General features: G+C 34.0%; 17 protein-coding genes. All 17 read left to right on the forward strand.

Annotation, left to right across the window (positions count from 1 at the left end; translation table 11 throughout):
- The first annotated feature begins 115 nt into the window (after positions 1 to 115).
- A complete protein-coding gene (locus tag MKY65_RS08400; protein ID WP_339185162.1) occupies positions 116 to 2188 on the forward strand; it encodes a bifunctional aldolase/short-chain dehydrogenase in 2073 nt (690 codons plus the stop codon).
- A 512-nt stretch (positions 2189 to 2700) separates the two neighbouring features.
- Positions 2701 to 3015, forward strand: a complete 315-nt coding sequence (gene rhaM, locus MKY65_RS08405; RefSeq protein ID WP_339185164.1) for an L-rhamnose mutarotase — start codon at positions 2701 to 2703, stop codon at positions 3013 to 3015.
- Positions 3016 to 3047: 32 nt separating this feature from the next.
- Positions 3048 to 4367 carry an MFS transporter gene (locus MKY65_RS08410; protein ID WP_339183966.1) on the forward strand — a complete coding sequence of 440 codons (1320 nt, stop codon included), beginning with the start codon at positions 3048 to 3050 and terminating at the stop codon, positions 4365 to 4367.
- Between the two features lie 47 nt (positions 4368 to 4414).
- Positions 4415 to 5833 (forward strand): rhamnulokinase, encoded by a 1419-nt coding sequence (gene rhaB, locus MKY65_RS08415; protein WP_339183967.1) that lies wholly within the window; start codon positions 4415 to 4417, stop codon positions 5831 to 5833.
- Positions 5834 to 5835: 2 nt separating this feature from the next.
- Positions 5836 to 7092 (forward strand): L-rhamnose isomerase, encoded by a 1257-nt coding sequence (rhaA, locus tag MKY65_RS08420; RefSeq protein ID WP_339183970.1) that lies wholly within the window; start codon positions 5836 to 5838, stop codon positions 7090 to 7092.
- Between the two features lie 112 nt (positions 7093 to 7204).
- Positions 7205 to 8053: a rhamnulose-1-phosphate aldolase gene (rhaD, locus tag MKY65_RS08425; protein ID WP_339183971.1), complete on the forward strand. Its 849-nt coding sequence runs from the start codon at positions 7205 to 7207 to the stop codon at positions 8051 to 8053.
- A gap of 981 nt (positions 8054 to 9034) precedes the next feature.
- Positions 9035 to 10768, forward strand: a complete 1734-nt coding sequence (locus MKY65_RS08430; protein ID WP_339183973.1) for a histidine kinase — start codon at positions 9035 to 9037, stop codon at positions 10766 to 10768.
- Between the two features lie 184 nt (positions 10769 to 10952).
- Positions 10953 to 12533 (forward strand): IS21 family transposase, encoded by a 1581-nt coding sequence (gene istA, locus MKY65_RS08435; RefSeq protein ID WP_339180036.1) that lies wholly within the window; start codon positions 10953 to 10955, stop codon positions 12531 to 12533.
- Positions 12530 to 13300, forward strand: coding sequence for an IS21-like element helper ATPase IstB (istB, locus tag MKY65_RS08440; RefSeq protein ID WP_193065035.1), 771 nt, complete (start codon positions 12530 to 12532; stop codon positions 13298 to 13300). The genes istA and istB overlap by 4 nt, the downstream gene beginning before the upstream one ends.
- Before the next feature lie 50 nt (positions 13301 to 13350).
- A complete protein-coding gene (locus MKY65_RS08445) occupies positions 13351 to 14808 on the forward strand; it encodes a response regulator (RefSeq protein WP_339183975.1) in 1458 nt (485 codons plus the stop codon).
- Between the two features lie 446 nt (positions 14809 to 15254).
- Positions 15255 to 16535, forward strand: a complete 1281-nt coding sequence (locus tag MKY65_RS08450; RefSeq protein ID WP_339183978.1) for an extracellular solute-binding protein — start codon at positions 15255 to 15257, stop codon at positions 16533 to 16535.
- A 223-nt stretch (positions 16536 to 16758) separates the two neighbouring features.
- The gene (locus tag MKY65_RS08455) at positions 16759 to 17646 is read left to right on the forward strand and encodes a sugar ABC transporter permease (protein WP_339183980.1); all 888 of its coding nucleotides are present in this window, start codon (positions 16759 to 16761) and stop codon (positions 17644 to 17646) included.
- A gap of 12 nt (positions 17647 to 17658) precedes the next feature.
- Complete coding sequence (locus tag MKY65_RS08460; protein WP_339183982.1) at positions 17659 to 18531, forward strand: carbohydrate ABC transporter permease; 873 nt, start codon at positions 17659 to 17661, stop codon at positions 18529 to 18531.
- 17 nt (positions 18532 to 18548) lie between these two features.
- Positions 18549 to 19613: an NAD(P)-dependent alcohol dehydrogenase gene (locus MKY65_RS08465; protein ID WP_339183984.1), complete on the forward strand. Its 1065-nt coding sequence runs from the start codon at positions 18549 to 18551 to the stop codon at positions 19611 to 19613.
- 167 nt (positions 19614 to 19780) lie between these two features.
- The gene (locus tag MKY65_RS08470) at positions 19781 to 21352 is read left to right on the forward strand and encodes a sugar hydrolase (RefSeq protein ID WP_339183986.1); all 1572 of its coding nucleotides are present in this window, start codon (positions 19781 to 19783) and stop codon (positions 21350 to 21352) included.
- Between the two features lie 19 nt (positions 21353 to 21371).
- Complete coding sequence (locus tag MKY65_RS08475) at positions 21372 to 24050, forward strand: family 78 glycoside hydrolase catalytic domain (protein ID WP_339183988.1); 2679 nt, start codon at positions 21372 to 21374, stop codon at positions 24048 to 24050.
- Between the two features lie 384 nt (positions 24051 to 24434).
- Positions 24435 to 25193 (forward strand): DeoR/GlpR family DNA-binding transcription regulator, encoded by a 759-nt coding sequence (locus MKY65_RS08480; RefSeq protein ID WP_339183990.1) that lies wholly within the window; start codon positions 24435 to 24437, stop codon positions 25191 to 25193.
- Positions 25194 to 25452: the final 259 nt, after the last annotated feature.

Here is a 25452-nt window from a genome sequence, read left to right on the forward strand (position 1 = left end):
ATTTTAACTTAAAAAGAAAATTATAATAAAAAACAATACAATAACAAAAATGATAAAAGGTATTCAAAAATAAACAAATATATGTTAATGTTTGATTATAAAGAAAAGGGAGGAAATAGTTTTGGTTCAAAATAAATGGGATAATACGAAGAGTAATTTTGATAGCGGTTTAGAACAGTTGGTTTATCGCTCTAATTTATTAGGCTCTGATCGTTCAGTTGCAAATTGGGGAGGAGGTAATACTTCTACAAAATCCATTGAAACCGACTTCAAAGGAAGCGAAATTGAGGTAATGTGGGTAAAGGGAAGCGGTTCAGATCTTGCTACAATGGGAGCAAAGAACTTTACGGGATTAAAAATGGATGACATTCGACCATTAATGGAAAAAGATGATATGACAGATGAAGAAATGGTTGATTATTTAACACATTGCATGATTAATGTAAAACACCCAAGGTCTTCTATTGAAACTTTATTACATGCATTTTTACCATTTAAGCATGTCGACCATACGCATCCGGACGCTATTATTTCTATTGCGTGTGCTGATAACGGGCAAGAGATTGCCAAAGAGATATATGGTGACAGATTTGTGTGGGTACCATATATTCGCCCAGGATTTAAACTTTCTAAAATGATAGCTGAAGGTGTACAAAATAATCCTAATGCAGAATTAGTTATTATGGAAAAACATGGTTTGGTAACTTGGGGAGAAACATCTGAAGAAACTTATAACCAAACTATATCTGTGATTCAAAAAGCAGAAGATTACATTGAAGCAAAAGCAGAAGAAAAAACCTTGTTTGGTGGCAACACGTATGAAGTTCTTTCGGAAGAAGAAAGAGAAGAGATTTATGCCAAAGTATTACCAATTATTCGCGGCCAAGTAAGTAAAAATAAGAAAATGATTGTTACGTATGATGATAGTCAAGAAATTTTAAATTTTGTTAATAGTCGTGATGCAAAAGAATTATCTAAAGTGGGTGCTGCGTGTCCGGATCATCTTGTACATACAAAGCGTGTACCTTTATTTGTGGACTGGGATCCTAGCAGTAAAGATATAGACCATTTAGTGGACAAAATAAAAGATGGAATTACTGGATTTGTTGAAGAATATATTGATTATTTTGAACGTAATAAATCTGAAGGGGACCAAATGGTCGAATCGGGACCACGAGTGATATTAATTCCTGGTCTTGGAATGATTAATACAGGAAAGGATTCGGCTTCAGCTAATGTTAGTAAATCCTTATATCATCGTGCGGTATCTGTTATGCGTGGTTCTACTATATTAGGTAACTTTATATCATTGGATGAAGCAGAATCTTTCGCTATCGAATATTGGCCACTAGAACTTTATAAGTTAAGTTTATCTCCACCAGAAGCTGAGTTCTCACGTCGGATTGCTTTTGTAACTGGAGGAGCAGGGGGTATTGGAAGCGCTACTTGTATTCGTTTAGTACAGGATGGTGCGCATGTCGTTGTGGCGGATATCAATCTAGAAGGAGCCCAAGAATTAGCTAATGAGATTAATGAAAGATTTGGAGAAAATCGTGCAGTAGCAGTGAAAATGGATGTTACAAAAGAAGAAGATGTATCTGCTGCAATCCGAGGTTCCATATTGACTTACGGTGGATTAGATGTCATCGTAAATAACGCTGGTTTAGCTAGTTCTAGTCCTTTCGAGGAGACAACTATTGATAAGTGGAATTTAAACATAAATGTATTGGTAACTGGATATTTCCTTGTGGCAAGAGAAGCATTCAAGTTAATGAAAGATCAAGAAATTGGCGGAAATATGGTATTTGTTGGATCAAAAAATTCCATCTATGCAGGAAAAAATGCAGCAGCATATAGTACTGCAAAAGCAGCAGAGGTGCATTTAGCCCGGACAATTGCAGCAGATGGCGGGCAATATGGAATTCGGGTTAACTCTGTACTTCCAGATGCGGTTATTCGTGGCTCAAAAATCTGGGATTCCGAATGGAAAGAAGAAAGAGCTTCCTCCTATGGAATTGGAGCAGATGAATTAGAAGAACATTATCGGAAGAGAACGATTCTAAATGTAAATATATTACCACAAGATATTGCAGAATCCATTGCCTTTTTAGCATCTTCCAAGTCTGCGAAAACAACCGGTTGTATGGTAACTGTAGATGGAGGAGTAGCGGCAGCATTTACAAGGTAACAAAACTAGATTGGATAGGAAGGAAAGAAAAACTTTCTATCCTTTTTAATATATAGTTTTACCCCAGTGTAAGTGGTAATAACCTGCTGTGGGAGATGGAAAGTAAAACCCCATGAAATGAAGTTTCCCTTTAGATAGCATCTTGAAATACCTGATTTTTAAAAGTATTTTATTGATTCGATCCTAACGAAAAGTATTACCAACATTTGTTAAATAATAAGTTTCTTAAACATTTTAAAAATAAAATAATATCAACCTTTTAAGAGCTAGAATATCACATACTAAAAATAATATAGAAGTAAGTATGCAATATTCAAATAAAATCAAAATTTATAATTGTGAATTAAACATGTATATAACTAAAACAAAAATAAATAAACATTTTTTTGTTGTTTTGCATTGATTTATGATTAAAAGCGTATTATAGTAAACGTATAATGTTGTAACCGTTACCAATGATATGGATTTATGTTTTATTTTGAATTTTCAAATGCAATTGAAAGGGTGAAATGATGATTAGAAAAGCATTTGTTATGACTGTCTATCCAGACAAGCATGAAGAGTATGAAAAACGGCATAATGAAATATGGCCAGAAATGGTAGAAGAACTTCATCGCCATGGAGCTAGTAATTATTCGATTTTCTTAGATAGAGAAAGTAATAAATTATTTGGTTACATTGAGATTGAAAACGAAAAAAAGTGGAAGCAAATGGCTGAGACAGAGATAAATCAAAAATGGTGGGAATTTATGGACTCAGTAATGGAAACATATCCAGACAAAAGCCCCGTATCTACTAATTTAAAAGAAGTTTTTCATATGGATTGATGAAAATATAATAATAGAGGGAGATGTTACAAATGAGCAAAAGAAGGTTTGCTGCAAAAAATGTAACAGGATGGAAAGCTACTATTGCTATTTCTATGGCGAACTATATTGAAGCTGGTTCAATTATTGCGGCTGCAAGTAGCTTGACGTTATGGCAAGCTTATTTAGGAATTGATAGTTTAGGAGTGGGGCTACTTAGTGCCTTAAGTGCAAATGCTTTAGGTGCAGCAATCGGTGCTTTAATCGGAGGACCACTGACCGATAAGTTCGGAAGAAAAATTGTTTTCAGTTATGACCTGTTAGTTTTTATGATTGGTGTTACGTTGATAGCTGCATCCGTTAACTTTCCAATGTTATTAATTGGTACAATTATTACGGGTATTGCAGTTGGTGCAGGTGTTCCAGTATCTTGGACCTATATTGCAGAAGAGTCACCGAAAGAAAAACGGGCAGCACATGTTGGTGCAGCACAATTAGCGTGGTCAATTGGACCGATGGTTACTTTTGCGTTAGCAGTATTAGTCGCGCCACTTGGATTACTAGGATCTAGACTTATATTTGTTCATTTATTTATCATAGCAGCTGTAGCATTGTATATACGGCGTGGCTTACCTGAGTCTAAAATTTGGGAAGAACAACAAGAACAAGAAAAATCTGATAAAGCAAAAGGTAAAATTCAGAAAAGTTCTTTAAAGGAATTATTTACACTTAAAGCAAATCGGGAAGCTTTATTTTTGCTGTTGGGTATTTATTTATTTTGGAATTTGACTGCTGGAGCAATGGGATATTTTATGCCTTACATTTATGAAAATGTCGGCGGATTAAGTAATATGGAAGCTAACCTACTACAATCATTTTTATGGATGTTTACCGTGCTGACCACCTATTTTATATTCATGAAACTTGGTGATAAGTTCAGCAGAAAAACATTATTTGGTGTTGGAGCATGTATGGGAGTAGTAGCATGGATTATTTTAACTTTCATGCCAATGACATGGCCTACATTAATTGCATTCGTTGTTCTTTGGGGAGCAGCAGCTGGCATTGGTGCTCAAGCATTCTATGCATTATGGACAAGTGAATTATTTCCTACACGTTATCGTGCGACTGCACAAGGACTCATGTACTTCATCGTGCGTACAGGTATTGCAATATGGTCTTTTGTGTTACCAACGATCATGGCAACATTAGGATTTAAAGTTGCAGGTATTGTGATGATTACTTTCTTGGTTATTCATATGATAATTGGTATTGTACTGGCGCCGCATACACAGGGGAAAACTTTACAACAAATTGAACAAGAACGTTACGGAGATACAGTATCTAAGAAAGATGAAGTAATAGAAAGATGATGACTAAGTATAAATAACGTAAATTTTTTCTGGTGGAAGGTGATACAATGCAAAAATGTAGTCTGGCAGTAGACATTGGTGCTTCGAGCGGGAGACTGATTGCTGGTTATTTACAGGATGGTAAGATGATTTTAGAAGAAATACACCGTTTTGAAAATAAACTCATTGAAATAAATGGCCACTTTTGCTGGAATATAGAAAAGCTATTTTCAGAAATAAAAAAAGGAATTCATAAAACAAAGAAAAAAAACTTTATTCCCGAAAGTATAGGTATTGATACGTGGGCAGTCGATTTTGTATTATTAGATGAAAATGATGAATTATTAACAGATGCAGTTTCCTACCGGGATTCCAGAACAGACGGAATGATGGAAGAGGTATTTACTATTGTAAGCAAAGAACGTTTGTATCTAGAAACAGGGATTCAATTTCAAAAATTTAATACCATCTATCAATTATATTATTTAAAGAAAAATAACCCAGAAGTATTAGAGAAAGCGAAAACATTCTTAATGGTTCCAGATTATCTAAATTACTTACTTACTGGTGAAAAAATAAATGAATATACGAATGCAACCTCAACTCAATTGGTGAATGCATTTACAAAAAAATGGGATAAAGAGTTATTAGAACAGCTTGGTATTAATAAGGAAATGTTTCAAAAAATTTTACCCCCAAAATCCTTGATAGGAAATGTAAGACATGAATTAGTAGATGAATTTGGATTTAATTTGGAAGTTATTCTGCCTGCAACCCATGATACAGGGTCTGCCGTTTTAGCAGTTCCAGAGGTAGATGATACGATATATATTAGTTCGGGAACATGGTCGCTGATTGGTGTGGAAAATCGTTTCCCAATCTGTATTACGAAAGCTTTGGATTATAACTTCACGAATGAAGGGGGCATGGATTTCAGTTTCCGGTTTTTAAAAAACATTATGGGTCTTTGGATGATGCAGGAAGTAAAACAAAATTATAATAATAAATATTCTTTTGCAGAGTTCGTTGAGATGGCCAATCAGGAAGAACATTTTAATTCCAAGGTAAATGTAGATGATGATCGATTCTTAAAACCAGAAAATATGATTAAAGAGATCAAATTATATTGTAAAGAAACCAATCAATTAGTACCTCAAACACCAGGAGAAATTGCTAAATGTGTGTTTGATAGTTTGGCAGTAAGCTACCAGAACGCTATCAATCAGATTGAAGGAATCTATGAAAAGAATTTCCAAAAGATAAATGTTATTGGCGGAGGTTCAAAAAATGAAATGCTAAACCAGTTAATTGCTGATACAACTAATAAGGAAGTTGTTGCTGGACCAACTGAAGCAACGGCGATTGGGAATATAGCGGCGCAATTAATGGCGTTAAATAAAATCGATAATATAAAGAATGTAAGAAGTCTTATCAATGAGTCTTTTGAATTGAAAACATATACTAAGAAACAAAAAGTGGAGGGGTAAATATGACAATTAAAGAGAATTACGAAATTGCCAAAAAACAATATGAAAAATGGGGTGTCAATGTTGACGATGTACTGCAACAATTAAAACAAGTCCCCATTTCTATTCATTGCTGGCAAGGAGACGATATAGGTGGTTTTGAAGTAAATCAACAAGAACTATCTGGTGGAATAGATGTCACTGGGAATTATCCTGGGAAAGCAACAACTCCAGAAGAATTAAGGAGTGACTTGGAAAAAGCACTTTCTCTGATTCCAGGAAAACATCGTGTTAATTTACATGCAATATATGCTGAAACAGATGGGGAAGTTGTTGACAGAGATGAAATCGAACCAAAGCATTTTGAAAACTGGGTGAATTGGGCAAAGAAAAACGATCTCGGTTTAGATTTTAATCCAACATTATTTTCTCATCCAAAAGCAGAGGATGGATTAACGTTGGCCCATCCTAATAAAGAAATTAGGGACTTCTGGATTCGTCATACGAGTGCAAGCCGTAAAATTGCTGAATACTTTGGGAAAGAACTTAGCACATCAACACTAACCAATATTTGGATTCCAGATGGTTATAAAGATATCCCGAGTGATCGCTTAACTCCGAGAAAAAGATTAAAAGAATCTTTGGATGAAATTTTTTCTGTTGAAATTGACGAAAAATATAATGTAGATGCAGTTGAAAGTAAATTATTTGGTATCGGTTCTGAAGCATATGTCGTTGGTTCTCATGAATTTTATATGGGATATGCATTGAAAAATGATAAACTTCTCTTATTGGATTCTGGACATTATCATCCAACAGAGGTAATTTCTAATAAGATTTCTTCCATGCTTTTGTATAGTGATGAATTAGCTTTGCATGTTTCCAGACCAGTGCGTTGGGATAGTGATCATGTAGTTATATTAGACGATGAACTACGTGAAATTGGCTTGGAAATTGTGCGCAATGGCGCATTAGATAAAGTAAGAATTGGACTTGATTTCTTTGATGCAAGTATTAATCGTATCGCAGCATGGACAATTGGTACAAGAAACATGATCAAATCTTTGTTATACGCTTTGCTTACACCAAACGAGTACTTAAAAGAGTTACAAGAAAAAGGAAATTTCACAGAAAGACTTGCATTAATGGAAGAACTGAAAACCTATCCATTTGGTGCTATTTGGGATTACTATTGTGAACAAATGGATGTTCCAGTAGGTGAAGTGTGGTTAAATGAAGTAAAAAAATATGAAGAAGTTGTAATGGCAAAAAGAAAATAATAATTAAAAAAGCAAGTGTAACAATGAAATATTGTGTGACACTTGCTTTTTACGAATAATATAAAGAGTATATGATGAAATTGTTATAACGATAGAGAGGAGAAGTAGACAAATGAAAATGACAACTGAGGGGAAGTATTATCACCCTATATTAAGCGCACCTTTTGTAACCAATATAATGAATACAACTTATGATATGTGGAAAATGGGTTGGGACGAATTAAATGGTGGGAATATAAGTTGTTTATTAACGGAAGAAGAAGTAAATCCCTATATAGATATTACGAATGTATTACGTACAATTGAATTAGAACTTCCAATTACAGAACTTGCAGGAAAGTATTTCCTCGTTACAGGTTCAGGGAAATATTTTAGGAAAGTAATTGAAAAACCAGAAGAATGCCTTGCATTGCTACGATTAACAGAAGATGGTAAAAGTGTAGAATTACTATGGGGATTAAGTGATGGCGGACGACCTACAAGTGAACTAGCTTCTCATTTTATGAGTCATACGGAACGCTTAAAGCAAGATCCAAACCATCGTGTTATCATGCACACACACGCAACAAATTTAATTGCCATGACATTTACGCATGATTTAGACGAAGTAAGTTTTACCAGGACCCTTTGGCAAATGTGTACGGAATGTCTGGTTGTTTTCCCTGAAGGCGTTGGCATCCTGCCTTGGATGGTACCAGGTACGTTTGAAATTGGACAAGAAACGGCAAGAAAAATGAGTGAATTCCGCTTAGTAATATGGCCGCATCATGGTATTTTTGGTGCTGGTAAATCCATTGATGAAGCATTTGGTTTAATCGAAACAGTTGAAAAAGCTGCTAAAGTATATCATTTAGTTAATGCACATCAAGGTGGAGCAAAGCAGGTTATTACTGATCAGGAATTACTTGCTCTCGCAGAGGCATTTAATGTGGAGCCGTCGAAAAGATACTTTTTAAATTAAAACCTTATATTAAGTAAATCTCTATTTGTGAGTTTTGTTACTATTCTTGGATTATTCATAGAATGATATGTCATCAAAATCATAAATAAATTAGAAAGAACTTTTGATTTTTTAATGAAATTAAGAAATAATATAACTCTATGGAAAACAGCTCCAAAAAGAATAAATAATTCAAAAAAGGCACAATTAAAGTTATTATACACATCTTATATTATTTAGGATGTGCTTCAATACGGGTGAAGTATGGGGATTCTAAGGGAAATAGTTTCTGGGAACTGAAACATTTTAAGAGTGGATATTTATCGCAGTGTAACTGGATGGGGCTGCGATTACTCGCCCCGTCGAAGGGCTTTTGTAAGCCTCTCACTTCAAGAAATGAGTAAAAAATGATATTAGTGGGAGATTGGGAAGCCAGTAACAGCCCGATTGGTCCAACTAACCTTCAGTGGGGGATGAAAGAAAACCCCCATTGAAGGAAGTTTCAATTTATACAATCCTTTCTTCCTTGTGATACTTTAAGGTAATAATTATTAGATTCCCTTCACATCAGAACGAGAGGATCGCTATTTTCACCATGTTGTATAAAAACATAAATTTAAAGTCAACTATATAGATTTTTAAATTAAAATAAGAAAACACATTTTTTTATTTTAAGAAAAAAGGCAATGAATTTATAAGATCTCTTTTATTTAGTTATCTGAATTTTATATACCTTTAAAAAGTGATAGGATTTCAATTCAGATCGTCAAATGTAGAATATTTACTGATTCTTATTAGAGAAATATTTTCTTGAAAATGTGTTCGTATTCGGTGTTTCGTTGAACATGAAGCGTTCTGTTTTCTTGAATGCTTCGGAAATAACAATAGGGTTTGGCTTAAGGATAGAAATTCTGGATCCAACGTATAATTTTCAACAAGATTTCTTTCGCTGTCTAAATATATTCTGATAAGTTGTATAAATAGTAGGGGAAATGAGTAGGTATGAAAAAAATAATTAATAGATTACCGCTACATAAAATACGAAATAGGTTTTTATTAACACTGATTGTTCTATCCATACCTCCTCTTTTTTTAGTAGGTATCATTTCATATAAAATATCTTCAGATTCGATTATTGAAAACTATACCAATTATTATCATGAACAGTTGAAAACGTTTAACGAGCGTATTGATTATGTATTTAATAGTATTATTAAAATGAATAGATATATATTATCAAATTCGCAATTACAACAGCAGTTGACTACAGTAGGTTTAGACAAAGGTGAACAATATACTACTTATCAACTACAAACTATCATGTCAGATTATATTGTGGAACGAAAATATATTGATTCGGTGTGCCTCGTAGACACGCAATATCGAGCCATATGTAATGGTAGATCAGACAATTTGGGAGTTTATGAAGTGGAAGAAAAAAGATCACTTGTTGAAGATTCAGATTGGTATGACACAACTGTCGGTATGGAAGGAAAAGAAGTATTTTTTGATTATAACGTAATTGAACCAGGTGATACGGATACATTCTCTACAGTGAAGTGGTTATTAGATCCCAGAGACATAAGAATGGATAATATGGGATTTTTAATTATTAATATTAATAATTCTTTATTTCATCAGCCAAATGAGGGTGATGAAGGTAAAACGGAATTAATGGTTATAAATAATGAAGATGATAATATGAATATGCTCTATGCTAGTGATCCTTCTGTCATGAAAAAATTCAATGATTATTCCTCGATAGATAGCATCTACCATTATCTAGAGGAGGAAAAGTATATTTATAATCAATATCAGAATGAAACGACAGGGTGGGAATTAGTCCATATTATCCAAGAAAAACACTTGTTAGCAGAATTACACTCTATTCGAAATATAACCTTTCTTATCGCCTCGATTATCGCATTGATTGCTATTATTTTATCTGTTGTATTGTCCAAAACAATTACGAATCCATTAGAAAAATTAAAAGAAATGATGATTCGATGGTCTAAAGGAGAGTTTGGCTTTAAAGAAAAGTTTAATAATGATGAAGTGGGACAAATTGGTGAGACTTTTAAAAAGATGGCTATCAATAATAAACATATGATGGAAAATATTAAAAACCTAGAAGTGAAAGAGCGTGAAGCTGAGTTAAGAGTATTGCAAGCTCATATTAACCCGCATTTTTTGTATAATACATTGGATTCTATTTATTGGATGGCTATTATAAATAAGCAAAACGACATCGCAGAGATGACAATCTCGTTATCAGAGAGTTTCAAAATTATGTTGAGCAAAGGGAAGACGGAGATACCTATCAGTGAAGAAATAAAACATATTGATTATTATATGACCATACAAAATGTCCGATACAACAATCGCTTTACATATATAAAAGAGATAGATAATGACATTAAAGAAAAAATAATATTGAAATTATTATTACAACCATTGGTGGAAAATTCTATTTACCACGGGCTGGAGAAAAAGATTGGCTTAGGTAAAATAATGATTAGAGGGAAGCAGTATAAAGGAAAAATTGAATTTTATATAGCTGATGATGGAGTGGGAATGGAAGATACTCAGGTTATCTATCAAGGTTATGGTACAAATAATATTAAGGAAAGGTTAGAAATATATTATGGTACAACAAGTTCCTTTAAAGTTAGGAGTGTAGCAGGAAAGGGAACAGTGGTGAGAATTCAATATATCCCCCATGATAAAGGAGTGTAACTGCTAAACTAAAGTAGACCATTATTGCTTGATAAGAATGAACACTTTTCTTGGGGGATAGGCATGTAACAGGCTGTTGCCCCGTAGGGGCGGCAGCCTGTTACATGCTCGCCGTTCCGTCAGGTACCAACTAACTATTGCAATCTTTCATTTACTGTATAATACATGTTTGTACGATACAGAAATGGGAGGAGTAAGAAAGGTGGAAACATGGAAAGTGTATATGGAAATCTATCAACTAAAACAAGAAGGATTTAAAATACGGAGAATAGCTAGAAAACTAGGTATATCAAGAACAACAGTATATAAATACCTTGAAAAGTCTCCTCAGGAAATGGCGGAGTGGGTAGCTTCCACACAGACAAGAAAGAAGAAATTAGATGCCTACGAATTACTTATTCATACTTGGCTAACAGAACATCCAGATCTTTCTAGTGCTCAAGTTCATGATTGGTTAAAAGAAAGGTTTCCAACTCTATGTGTTGGAGAAAGTACCGTTCGTAGTTATGTCAAAGCACTCCGGGAAAAATATCATATTCCAAAGACAGAAATGAAGCGTGTCTATCAAGCTATTCCAGATCCACCAATGGGGCAGCAAGCCCAAGTAGATTTTGGTCAGACGATACAGAAAACATCCCAGGGAAAGGAGAGGAAATTATATTTTATTAGTTTCGTGCTTTCGCACTCTCGTTATAAATACGTTGCGTGGCTCTCCCGTCCTTTTACAACAAAAGATATGATTCAAGCTCACGAAGATGCTTTTCAGTATTTTGGAGGAATTCCATATGAGTTAGCTTATGATCAAGATTCCCTTATCGTAGTAAGTGAAAATGAAGGTGATCTCATCCTTACCAGTGAATTTCAAGCATACAGGGAAGAAAGAAAATTAAAGCTCTTTGTATGTAGAAAAGCTGATCCAGAAAGTAAAGGGAAGATTGAAAATGTCGTAGGATTTGTGAAGAAGAATTTTGCGAAGAACCGCGTATTTCACCATATAGATAAATGGAATGAATCCTGTTTAGCATGGCTGATTCGAACGGGAAACGGAAAAGTGCATAATACAACAAAAAAAAGACCAGTCGAAGTGTTTGCCCTAGAAAAACAACACTTAAGACCAGTCAACAAAAAAATTTCAATTTCAAATATCGATAATAGTATAACAAGAAATGTTCGTAAGGACAATACTATTATCTATCAATCGAATCGGTATTCGGTACCACTTGGTACATATAAAAAAGATAAAGAAGTTTTTATTGAAATAAGCGATCAAAACGAATTAATAATACGTGAAGAATCGAATGGAGCAATCATTGCCAAACACACATTAAGTATAGAGAAAGGGAAATTGATTCAAGATTCTCAACATACCAGAGACCGTTCTAAAGGAATAGCTGCCTATATAGAAACGGTATCAACGTACTTTGATGATAAGGAAATGGCTTCTGATTTCCTTCAGGAAATTCACCAAAGATATCCTCGTTATATACGAGATCAATTATCTCTTATTTTAAAGGTATCTAAAACAGTAACAAGAGAACGAAGGAACCAAGCTTTAGAAGAATGTGTCACACGCAAAATATATAGTGCAACAGAGTTTAGAGATGTCGTAGAGTTTATCCAAAGACAAACGGATTCTCATCAAAGGCCTCCGCAAATAGAAGCTATCAAAACATTGCATGGTATGGATGATACGCTGCTTCAAATCAAGCCAAAAACAAGAGAATTGGATTCTTATATAGAGTTATTGAAAGGAGCAACGGTATGAGTCATTCAATCGAAGAAATACAACAACAGTTTCGATCGTTGAGACTCACAGAGACGGCAAATTATTTGCCATCTCTGATTCAACAAGCAGAGTCAGAAGATTGGACATATCAAGTACTTTTGAAACAATTGACTGGATATGAATTAAAACGTAGGGATGAAAAATTAATCGAAAAACGATTAAAATGGGCTGCATTCCCTTCCTATAAGACGTTGGACGAGTTTCATTTAGATGAGCAGCAATCACTCAGCAAAAGACAAGTATATCAATTAAAGGAGTTTACCTGGCTAGATCAACTCTATAATTTAATCGTTTTAGGACCGCCAGGTGTAGGTAAAACACATTTAGCTACAGGGCTGGGCATAGAAGCCATACAAAAAGGATATAAAGTCTCTTTTATTTCCATGGGGCAACTGATTCAAACATTAAAAACAGAAGAAGTTACTAGAAAATCACAAACGAGAATGAAACGAATTCGTTCCTCTCATTTAGTGATTATTGATGATTTAATGTTTATGGCAATGGATACACGTGAAGCGAATTTATTTTTCCATCTTATTAATGACCTTTATGATAAGGCTTCAATTATATTAACTTCTAATAAAGGACCAAATGAATGGGGAGAATTACTAGGTGATCCAGGGATTACAACGGCTATCCTAGATAGAATTTTACATCGGGCTGAAGTTATTCATTTTCATGATGATGATAGTTATCGAATGAAACACCGTTCTTCCATTTTTATGGAAGAAAGTGTCCAAATTTAATTAGCAAAAAGTGTTCATTTCTACTTGACGCTCACAAGGAGTTTCTTAAGGTGAAAGCGATAATAATTGATGATGAATTTATAGTGTTAGAAGGCATGAAACGAATGATAGATTGGTCAAAATTTGGTATTGAAATTGTTGGAACAGCAGATAATGGCGAAGAGGGATTTCGGTTGTATGAAAAATATCAGCCAGAAATTGTGTTTACTGATATACGCATGCCTGGCAAAGATGGTTTGACGTTAATAAAAGAGATTTTAGATAGATCGCCTGAAACATTATGTGTTGTGTTTAGTGGTTTTAATGAATTTGAGTATGTGAGAAATGCTCTAAAATTGGGTGTAATTGATTATTTAGAAAAACCAATCACTATTCCAATGATCAATGAGACACTTCAAAAAATATTAGAACAAAAAGATAAGCAAAAAAATGCTAATGAACATAAAAAAATGAAGTTAGAAAAAATGACAATGGATTTACTAATGCAAAATCAAGGTAGTATAGAAAATTGGTTTTGTGAATTTGAATATGCAAAAAAAATAAGCGGTTTTATGGTTATTGTTCATGATTCGCCTTCGTTTTCATTAGACTCAAACTCTGATTACTTATCCGTTTCAATCACTGTAGGTTTTAATTATATTAATGTTATTTATTTATATACTCCTAATCCTTCCAACGTATTACAAATTTTAAAGGAAAAGAAAAGGGATGGGGGAATCTATTCTGCAGGAAATATGTATGTAGAAATTGACAGATTATACACAAGCTATATGGAAGCATTGAGAGCCTATAAATTAGGGTTAATACAAGATAAAGAAGGCATTATATTATTCGATGAAATAAACCAAAATAACCATTGGAAGAGTTGTATTACAGAGCAAGAAAAACAAATTGTTTACAATATGAAATTGGGTAATCAAGAGCAAGTGTATAGATTACTGACTAATTATTTTACTAGTCTTGAAGAAGACTTAGATGAAATTAGAATCATTGCGAAAAGGCTGCAAAAATTATTGTATTTATGTATAGATATTTTCGAAAATCCTGAATATGCATTAAGTGAACCGCTCCCATTTTTCTCACATTCCGAATTTAGAAAGTTGAATACGAAAGAGGAGTTAAAATCTTGGCTCTTTTCTACTTTTGATTGGATATTGGATTTTCATGAAAAATCTCAGCTTGTTCACAAATACCCAGTTATTGAGGAAGCGCGTAAATATATCCATCTTCATTATAATGAAAGTATTTCAATTCAAGAAATTGCGGATGAAGTAGGATTAAATCCCAATTATTTTAGTGTCTTGTTTAAAGAGGCGGTGGGGATGACATATATTAAATATTTAACTCAGCTGCGTATAGATGTGGCAAAACTTATGTTGCGCCAAGGGAATACAGTATCAAATGTTAGCCATGATGTCGGTTATATGACTTACCGGTATTTTTCCGAAATATTCAAAAAATATACAGGTGTTTCTCCAGGTAAATATAAAAAAGAAAGCTCCTTGTAACTTCTCATATTATAGAATGGTATAAAATGATGAAAATGATCAGGCATCTATAGAAAAACTTATTATGATGAGAGTGCAGCATTTGTATAAAAGTCTTATTCAATACTTGTTTGAATTTAGTTTTACAAGAATGGTCCAAGCAAAGTAAAAATCCCTGTTTTCATAGATAGTGATAACTGGTTAAAAAAAGATAGTTTTGAGAGAAAGAACGAATACAGTGCTAGCAGAAAACTCGGGGGAAATCCTTTCAAGGAACTTCTCCCGGGTTATTTGATTGAAATTTTTCAGATACCATCATCATTCACTTACATTCGCTATTTGATAGATAGTTTATCAAAAATCTGAAAAAAACGGACACTTTTCTAATTTATAAAGCGGTTACAACTTTATTTGATTGCGCTTACAATAATAATAGATTTTATCATAATTAAAAAAGGAGTATAGATATGACTAGGAGATTATTTATCGTATTTATAGCAATATTTTCTGTATTTATTGTGGCAGGATGTAGTTCAAGTGAAGGGTCAGGTAGCGGTGGTGGTGGAGATGTAAGAACAATAGATTTCATATCTGAAGATCCGCCTGATGTACAGGAGGCAAAAATTTTATCAGATTATGATAATGAGAGAGAAGATACAGATTTGCAAATCGAAACAATTGAGCAAAATAATATTCTGCAACAAATTTCTCTTCTTGCAGCTAGTAATGATTTACCAGAATTATTTAAGTATGAGTCAAATCAATTGGGGGAATTGATTGATAATGAATCTGTTATAGATATTGAAGATGAACTCAAAGAATTAGGAATATATGAAGAACTAAATACAAGCGCTATTGATTTGCTGGAACAGTTAAGTGATGGTCGCGGTTTATATGCTTTGCCAGTAGAAATGAATATTGAAGGTTTTTGGTATAATAAACAAATTTTTGAGGAGCAAGGGTTAGATATTCCAGAAACATGGGATGAACTTTTAGAAGTAAGTGAAACTTTAGAAAATGCAGGAGTGCAGCCATTTTCAGTAGCTGGAAAAGAAAGGTGGCCGATTACTAGATATATCAATGGCTACATCATTCGATATTATGGAACTGACGCCATGGAAAGAGTAAGTAATGGAGAATTAAATATGACAGATGAAGGTTTTATCGAAGCAGCTCAAACGATTCAGGATATGGGAGATAAGGGGTATTTTGGACAAGGAGTTAATACGGTTGATGCGGATACTGCCTTAGATAGCTTTCTACAGGGAAATGCAGCAATGTATTACAGTGGTAGTTGGGATGTAGCAAATTTTAATGATACAAGTAGAAATTCAGTTGGTGTAGATAATATTGGACTTTTCAATATTCCTTTAGTGGAAGGTGGAGAAGGAAGCCTTTCTGATTGGTCTATGAACGCTGGTTTAACATTAAGTATTGCTTCTAATAAATATGATGAACAAATGGCAGATTGGGTAAAAGAAGCGTTCACTAATTATGGAGAAACAGCTATTAATGAGATGGGAATGGTATCAGGATTTAAAGTAGAAAATATGCCAGAAGATGTTAGCCCACTAACCGAATTAACATTGGAAACAATTGAAGAAGCTGAAAATGCTGCGTTATGGTTTGAAGGTCGATTTAACGCAGACCAAAAATTATTAGCGGAACAGAATGCTCAATTGCTTATAAATGGTGATATGACGCCAGAAGAGTATATGCAGGCAATGGAAGATGAATTAAACAATTAATCATAGCTTAATAAAGAAAGGAAGGAGGTAATCCTTCCTTCCTGAATCATTTTATCATTTTATCATTTTATAAAGCATCCGTAAAAGCTGACCTAAATAGTTATTTTTGAAATTAATAGATTAAAACGGTTGCTAACAACATAATAAGTTACGCTAATCATCATAGGAGAATCCCCGCTGTTGGAAGTCTCACTTTATAAAACTTAGTAGTTGAGGTGAAATCATGCATAAGGTTTTAAATGATCGAAAGGCAATAATGATATTTATTTTGCCGGCTATATTGATCTTTATGGTATTGCTATTTGTTCCTATTATATGGTCAAGTGTGTATACATTTTTTGAGGGGTCTTTAATTAGTGGCTTTGAATTTGCTGGATTAGCCAATTATTTTGCTTTATTTAATGACCCGGATTTTTATAACAGTTTATGGGTTACATCTAAATTTACATTAATAGTAACCACGGGTCAGGTTTTTTTAGGGCTTCTGTTATCTCTATTATATGTATTTTATATAAAAAAAGCTTCTTTTCTTGTAAGAACACTGGTTTTCTTTCCAGTAGTATTACCAACTGTAGCAATAGCTCAATTATTCTCGAAATTATTTGAAATAGCACCTAATTTGGGGTTAATTAATAGTCTGCTAGAAGCGATTCATTTAGAGCAATTAGTCCAACCTTGGTTAGGACAGACAGAAACAGCATTTTGGATTTTATGCATTATGGAGATTTGGAAAGCGATGGGTTTCTATGCTGTCATTCTGTATGCTGGTCTCATGGATGTACCAGAAGATGTATTAGAAGCTGCAAGAATCGATGGGGCGAAAGGGTGGAAATTAACACAATTTATTATACTGCCTTTAATTAAACCTATTCTTATTTCTGCGATTATCTTTAGTTTAAGCGGAACATTAAAGGTATTTGAACAGGTAGTAGCTTTAACCAACGGAGGTCCTGGCAAATCAACAACTACATTATCAGTTCATATGTATCAACAGGCTTTTACAAGTGGGAACTATGGATATGGTAGTACAATTGCTTTATTTTTACTATTTTTAACATTAATTATTACGCTTATTGTATACCAATCTTCATGGAAAGAAGAAAAGAAATAAGGAGAGATTCTAGTGGAATTAACACCAATAACTAAACAGAATAAATCTTTCAACTTAAAAAAGCTGGTTGCAAATATCTTAGGAAAACTGCTGATAATTATGATTGTTATTATTGCGGTGTATCCGGTCTTTTGGTTACTCATGTCTTCTTTGAAAACTCCTGAAGAATTCAATTCTGCACCAATGTATGCATTGCCACAGGGGTTTCACTTTGATAATTATGTAGAAGCATGGAATACGGGAAATATGGGCACTTACTTTAAGAATAGTATAGTAGTTACTTTTCCAGCATTGTTTTTGATTATTATTATTGGAGCAGGAGCTGCATTTGCGCTTGAAAAAATGCGATGGAAAATGAAAAAAGGTACTTTATTATTGTTCATTTCAGGTATTATGGTGCCTGTTCCCATTGTCTTGCTCCCGATTTTTACGATGTATTACCATACTGGTTTGTTAAATAATTTATTTGGTTTAATTCTCGTATACATAGCATTTGGTCTTCCGCTGACTATCTTCTTGTTTACTAGTTATTTTAAAGCTGTTCCAAATGAATTGATAGAATCAGCTATTATGGACGGGGCTAATATTTATCGCATCTTTTTTTCGATTGCTTTACCGATGATCTTGAATGCTGTTGTAACTGTAGCACTTGTACAATTTTTCTTTGTTTGGAATGATCTAATTTTTGCGATGACTTTCATAAGTGATTCTGATTTAAGAACGATCCAAACAGGATTAATGAGCTTTGCCGGTCAATACGGTCAGCGGGATTGGGGTCCAACATTTGCTTCCATTTCAATGGCAATTTTGCCAACCCTTATTTTATATCTTTTCTTAAATAAAACGGTAATGAAAGGTATGACAAGCGGGGCAGTAAAAGGATGATGGGGGAGGAAAAAAACATGGATCAAGCTGTAATACCAACTCGCATGTTAGCGGCTGTAATGACAGATATAAAAAAGATAGAAATTAAAACGCAACCTATTCCATCTTTATCTGATAACGAAATATTAGTGAAACTTCAGGCAGTTGGAATATGCGGTTCAGATATTCATTATTTTGAACATGGAGGAATTGGTAATACAAAGGTAAAAACACCATTTATTCTAGGACATGAGTGTGCTGGTGAGGTTATTCAGATAGGGAGGAATGTAGAGAAGTTTACATTAGGAGATAGGGTGGCTATTGAGCCAGGAGTTGCCTGTAGGTTATGTGAGAATTGTAAATTAGGACGGTATAATCTTTGTCCAAGTGTAGCATTTTTTGCAACGCCTCCAATAGATGGCGCTTTATGTCAATTTGTTAAGATTAGAGCTGATTTTGCACACGTTATACCAGACCAATTGTCTTATCAGGAAGCTGCCCTGATTGAACCATTTTCCGTTAGCTTACATGCAGCACATCGAACTTGTTTAAGACTAGGTCATACAGTAGCTATTACAGGAATGGGCCCGGTTGGATTAATGTCTATTATTGCAGCTAAAGCATATGGAGCAAAAAATATTATTGTTTCAGATGTAGAGCCAAAGAGATTAGAGATTGCGAAACAATTAGGAGCAACGCATGTATTAAATCCTATAAGTGATAATGTAATAGAGGAAATTTTTGCTGTAACTAACAATAAAGGTGTAGATCTAGCATGGGAATGTTCAGGAAATAAAAGTGCATTCCAAACGATTTTACAGACCATTAAACGTGGTGGAAAAATGGCAGTGATTGGCTTACCCCCAGAAGAAAACATTACCTTTAACATCCATACGGTAAGTGGTTTGGAAGTGGATATTATTGGTATATTCCGATACGCTAATACATATTCACAAGGTATTGATATTTTAGGTTCTGGTCAATATGATTTGCAACCGCTTATGACGAATCATTATGGCTTAGAAGATACTCAAATTGCTTTAGAAAAAGCAATGTATGATAAGAAAAATAGCATAAAGATTATGATATATCCTAATGACTGATAACTAGTTTCTATAAAAGATGATTAAAAAATTCAACCAAATAAGAAAAATGAATAAATCTTTCATGGACGGCAAAATAACTGGTTAAAGCGGGATAGTTTTAACATGTTATGATGAAAATTTTTTAAGATAGTATGTGTGAATTTGTGTAAACAAGGAGGTAACTAATGAATATACAAGAAAGCAAGGATAGAGATATAATAGAAAATTCGGAATTTAAACAGGTCGCAGAACAATTAAAACCGCAATTAAATACCAAATTGCAACAACCTAAACATTATATAACAACCTATGAAGATTCACAGGCTATTCATGGTTGGAATGCCAAGAAAATAGCAACTTGGCAAGAAATGAAACATAAAGCATACGGTAAAAATGAATCATTTATTGTTGACTTTAATGACCATATGGCAGGCTTTCTAAGGTTGAATATAAATCCAGTAGGGAGCCCACCCGATGCCCCTCTGCATATTAAGTTAACTTTTGGTGAAACATTGGTTGAAGTATCCGAACCCTTTTATAATTATGAAGGATGGCTAAGCAGTTCTTGGCTGCAAGAGGAAGTATTTTATGTTGATGTTATGCCAGCTACTATTACGTTACCAAGAAGATATAGTTTTAGGTATTTAAAAGTTTCTGTTTTAGATACCTCGCCAAAATATAGCGTTTCTTTTGATGCGATTTCATGTAAGACAGTGACGTCTGCTGATATTAATAAAATACCTCAGGTAGAGATAGCAGATGAAAAAATGCAACAAATCGATAAGGTAAGTATTAAAACCCTTATCGATTGTATGCATGATGTATTTGAAGATGGACCTAAGAGAGATAGACGATTGTGGCTAGGCGATTTACGATTACAAGCTTTAGCAAATTACCAAACCGTACAAAATAATGATTTAGTGAAACGATGTTTGTATCTGTTTGCAGCGGTACCTAATCAAAATGGAGAGATTGCAGCTAATTTATTTTTAGAACCTACATTAATTCCCGATGACACTTATTTATTTGATTATTCATTATTTTTTTCAACCACTTTGTTTGATTATTATGAAGCAACAAAAGATAAACAGACATTAAAAGATTTATGGCCATCCGCACTTAGACAAGTGGAGAATGCTTTGAGTCGCCTTTCTAAGGAAAATATTGTTATGGATGATTCGTCATGGTGGTCATTTATTGATTGGCACGAAGAACTGAACAAACAAGCCTCTTCACAAGCAGTGTTAATTTATACATTGAAGAAAACAGCGAAAATAGCAAAAATACTGGAGGAAGAAGAAACATTTAGTTGGATAGATAAACAAATCAATATCATAGCGAAAGCAACGATTGAATATTTGTGGGATGAACAAGTTGGCTTTTTTATAAGTGGTGAAAAGCGACAAATCTCATGGGCAAGTCAGATTTGGATGGTGATTGCAGGAGTGTTTGATAAGGAAAGAAATAAAAAGTTACTTCAGCGATTATTAAAAGAAAATCCAAAAGTCGGTATTAATACGCCATATATGTATCACCATCTAGTTGATGCATTGTTAATTAGTGAAGAGAAAGAAATCGCTATTCAATACCTTGAAAACTATTGGGGAAAGATGGTTGATTTAGGAGCAGATACTTTTTGGGAGCTCTTTAACCCTGATAATCCAACCTTTTCACCGTATGGAAGTCATTTAATTAATAGCTACTGTCATGCGTGGAGTTGTACGCCAACCTATTTTATACGAAAATATAAACTTTAATCTGTCTAGGAGTGAAGATATGCTACGTGTAACGTCATTACGATGTGAATATTTAGAGAACCCTTTAGGCTTAGATGTAAAACACCCTAGAATGAATTGGAAATTAATATCGGATCAAAGAAATGTAAAACAACAAGCTTATTTTATAGAAGTAGCACTAGATGAAATCTTTCAATCTATCGAATGGAGTTCAGGAAAGGTATTATCTGATCAAAGCGTTCATATTCCATTGAATCAAATAAACCTTCAACCTTTTACGAGATACTATTATCGTGTAAAGGTATGGGATGATTCGAATCAAGAATCAGAATGGTCTAATACTGCCTATTGGGAAACAGGTATGTTAGATGCATCTAATTGGCAAGCTAAATGGATTTGTGCTTCCAATCAAAGAAAAATAAAAGATAATCCAGAAGCCTGCCATTATTTAAGGAAGGAATTTCATGTTAATAGACCGATTAAAAAAGCTAGAGCTTATGCAAGCGCATTAGGATTGTATGAATTACAATTGAATGGAAATCGTATAGGGGATTTTTATTTTACACCGGGTTGGACAAGTTATCAGGAACGAATACAATATCAAGCCTATGATATTACTACACTTATTAAAGAAGGTAGAAATGCTATAGGTTTTATTCTTGGAAACGGCTGGTATAAAGGATACTTTGGCTTTGAAGGTCGTACGAATATATATGGTGATAAAAAAGCTGCCATTTTAGAAATTCATATTACTTATGAAGATGGAACGAAGACAGTTATAACTTCAGATGATAGTTGGAAAGCGACTACTGGCCCTATTCAAATGTCTGAGATTTATTTTGGTGAATACTATGATGCACGTGAAGAAATAGATAATTGGTCAAAAGCTGCATTGGATGACAAAACATGGGTACCTACAAAGCATTTATCATATGATAAATATAAACTTATTGATCAGCGAAATGAACCCGTAAGAAAAGTAGAGTATATTAAGCCAAAAAAGATAATCCAAACCCCAAATGGAGAAACAGTACTGGATATGGGTCAAAATATGGTGGGTTGGATGCATTGTCAATTGAAGGGTAATAAAGGGCAAAAAATAACCTTACATCATGCAGAAATATTGGATAAAGATGGAAATTTTTACGTTGGTAATCTAAGAAAGGCTACACAGGAAATAACTTATATATGTAAAGGCGATCCTGAGGGGGAAATGTTTGAACCTCGCTTTTCGTTTCAAGGTTTTCAGTATGTAAGATTAACGGGTTTTTTGAATGATATCAACATAGAGGACTTTACTGGAGTTGTACTGCATTCTGACATGTCGACTACCGGTTCCTTTGAAAGTTCAAATGAGCTAATCAATCAATTGCATCGTAATATTAACTGGGGGCTTAAAGGTAACTTTTTAGATGTACCAACCGATTGTCCTCAAAGAGATGAGAGGCTTGGATGGACAGGTGATGCACAAATGTTTTTCCGAACATCTGCTTATCTGAGGAATGTAGCACCTTTCTTCACAAAATGGTTAAAAGATTTGGAAGCAGATCAATTAGATAATGGAGGAGTGCCATATGTGGTACCGAATATTATTCAAAAAACAAGTGGAAACTTAGGAGGAGTTACTCATTCCGTAGCTGCCTGGGGTGATGCTGCTGTCATTATTCCTTGGTCAATGTATCTTAGCTATGGCGATAAACGTATTTTGGATGTGCAATATCAAAGTATGAAGAACTGGGTAGAGTATATACGAAATCAAGGTACCAAGGAGGAACTATGGGATAGAGGTTTTCAGTTGGGAGATTGGTTAGGGTTAGATTCTGAACCCGATACTTATAGCGGTGCAACGGATAAGACACTCATTGCAACAGCTTATTTTGCATATTCAACAGATTTATTAAGGAAAACGGCAGAGGTGTTAAATAAAGAAGAGGATGCAAAGACATATCGTATATTGAGAGACAAGATAAAGTCAGCATATCAATCATTATTCATATTAGAATCAGGGAATTTAACAGTAGAAACCCAAACTGCTCATGTATTAACTTTAATGTTTGAACTTGCAAGTGAGAATCAAATGGAAAAGGTAGCAGCCAATTTAGTTGAATTAATTAAAAAAGAGAACTATCATCTAACGACTGGGTTTATTGGAGCACCTTATTTAAATATTGTTTTAAGCAAACATGGTTATCACGATGTTGCTTGCAGGTTATTATTGCAAACGGACTATCCTTCCTGGCTGTACCAGGTTACGAAAGGTGCTACAACAGTATGGGAGCATTGGGATAGCATTAAAGAGGATGGTTCATTTTGGAGTGATGATATGAATTCATTTAACCATTACGCTTATGGGTCTATTGGAGAATGGTTGTACAAAGTGTTAGCTGGTATTGATTCAACTGCTGATAAACCAGGTTATAAACATATTTTACTTGAACCACGTACCGGTGCAAATTTAGATTGGGTAAGCGCAAGTGTTGAAACCATGTATGGATCAGTTAAGTCTGAGTGGAAAATATCTGAAAAGGATATGCAATACAATGTAAATATACCTGCAAATGCCAGTGCAACGATTGTTCTTAGAGATATATCACCGTTACAAGTTACCGAAAGAAACAAACAATTATCAGATATTGAAGGTCTCTATCAATTCTATAGAAACCATACAGATACGGTCATAAAGTTAGGATCAGGTAATTATTCCTTTCAAATTATATAATTGAGAGGGATACAAATCCATTTTTTGAAAAAATTGATAAAGTAAATGGGATGATTAGCTAGTTTTCGGGGTGAGAAACTTATAATTCAATGGCGTGTTTACTAAATTATTTTTCTGCTTTATTAAGAAATATCTCTTTTATTGTAAGGTATTTTGGCGGAAAACCGACTTTTTCTTATCATGGAATGAATTTTTGAATCACAATGGGAGTTTTCCGATCTTTCTGTACATCTACAGGGGTAAGCTCTTAAACAAAACTCTTCTGTAAAAACAATTATAGTTTAATACTTCTAGAGAATAGCCAAAAATTAATCAAAAATGGTATTCTAAAGTTACAATAGAAAACGGATATTATAGAAGCTATACAGAAGGGAAAGGAATAAGATGTTAGTAGCCGAAAGACAGCAAAAAATTGTAGAATTAGTAAATGAAAGAAAAAGTGTGCGAGTATCTGAACTGAGTAATTTGTTTTCTGTTACAGAAGAGACCATACGTAGAGATCTAGAAAAGTTAGAGAAGAAAAAACAATTGTTGAGAAGTCATGGAGGGGCAGTAAGCCTTCATTCGGATTCGTTGGAAATTCCCTACTCTAAAAGGGAAATTATGAATGTGGAAGAAAAGAAAGCAATTGCAATAGAGGCGGTAAAGCATGTTGAAGAAGGCGATAAAATCATATTAGATGCGAGTACAACCGCTTGGTATATGGCAAAAGTATTGCCTGACATCTCTATTACTGTATTAACGAATTCTATCAAAGTAGCTATGGAATTAAGTACCAAAAGTCAAGTAACGGTGATATCTACTGGAGGTATACTCCGTAAAGAATCACTTTCTTATATAGGCCCAGTTGCAGAATTATGTTTAGACTCCTATCATTTAAATAAAGCTTTTATTTCTTGTAAAGGATTGCATTTGGATCGTGGAATGAGCGAATCAGATGAGCAACAAGCAAGAGTAAAGGAAAAAATGATTTCAAATGTAGATAAGGTTTACATCATGATTGATCACAGTAAACTCGGTGTCCAGGCATTTGCAAAAATTGGTGATTTAGATGTAGTGGATCATTTAATCATTGATCGAGATACAGAACGTAGTAGTATACTGAAATTAAGGGATCGGGGAATTGATATTAAAGAAGTATAATAAAAAAGGAAAACAACAAATTAATGAAAAATATATACTTTTTTCAAGTATATCAAAAAGATGATTTCTGTATTGCGCAGAAGTCATCTTTTTTGTGTAACTGTAACACTTCGGTGGTATGAATACATACTGCACTGTAGATTCGTAAGCAGCAATTACTTGTAAGTTGAAGTATGGAAAATTGAATCAAAGGAAAGGCGTATGATGTCATCCGGGAAGATGTCTTTCTGCAATCTGTGAAATGGTCAATAGGAGCTGT

This window comes from Oceanobacillus sp. FSL W7-1293 (assembly GCF_037969815.1).
In the GTDB taxonomy this organism is placed as follows: domain Bacteria; phylum Bacillota; class Bacilli; order Bacillales; family Amphibacillaceae; genus Oceanobacillus; species Oceanobacillus oncorhynchi.

Excerpts from the sequence above, each read along its gene's own strand:
- rhaM (WP_339185164.1), top strand. The coding sequence starts at position 2,701 with ATGATTAGAAAAGCATTTGTTATGACTGTCTATCCAGACAAGCATGAA.
- MKY65_RS08410 (WP_339183966.1), top strand. The coding sequence starts at position 3,048 with ATGAGCAAAAGAAGGTTTGCTGCAAAAAATGTAACAGGATGGAAAGCT.
- rhaB (WP_339183967.1), top strand. The coding sequence starts at position 4,415 with ATGCAAAAATGTAGTCTGGCAGTAGACATTGGTGCTTCGAGCGGGAGA.
- rhaA (WP_339183970.1), top strand. The coding sequence starts at position 5,836 with ATGACAATTAAAGAGAATTACGAAATTGCCAAAAAACAATATGAAAAA.
- rhaD (WP_339183971.1), top strand. The coding sequence starts at position 7,205 with ATGAAAATGACAACTGAGGGGAAGTATTATCACCCTATATTAAGCGCA.
- MKY65_RS08430 (WP_339183973.1), top strand. The coding sequence starts at position 9,035 with ATGAAAAAAATAATTAATAGATTACCGCTACATAAAATACGAAATAGG.
- istA (WP_339180036.1), top strand. The coding sequence starts at position 10,953 with ATGGGAGGAGTAAGAAAGGTGGAAACATGGAAAGTGTATATGGAAATC.
- istB (WP_193065035.1), top strand. The coding sequence starts at position 12,530 with ATGAGTCATTCAATCGAAGAAATACAACAACAGTTTCGATCGTTGAGA.
- MKY65_RS08450 (WP_339183978.1), top strand. The coding sequence starts at position 15,255 with ATGACTAGGAGATTATTTATCGTATTTATAGCAATATTTTCTGTATTT.
- MKY65_RS08455 (WP_339183980.1), top strand. The coding sequence starts at position 16,759 with ATGCATAAGGTTTTAAATGATCGAAAGGCAATAATGATATTTATTTTG.
- MKY65_RS08465 (WP_339183984.1), top strand. The coding sequence starts at position 18,549 with ATGGATCAAGCTGTAATACCAACTCGCATGTTAGCGGCTGTAATGACA.
- MKY65_RS08470 (WP_339183986.1), top strand. The coding sequence starts at position 19,781 with ATGAATATACAAGAAAGCAAGGATAGAGATATAATAGAAAATTCGGAA.
- MKY65_RS08475 (WP_339183988.1), top strand. The coding sequence starts at position 21,372 with ATGCTACGTGTAACGTCATTACGATGTGAATATTTAGAGAACCCTTTA.
- MKY65_RS08480 (WP_339183990.1), top strand. The coding sequence starts at position 24,435 with ATGTTAGTAGCCGAAAGACAGCAAAAAATTGTAGAATTAGTAAATGAA.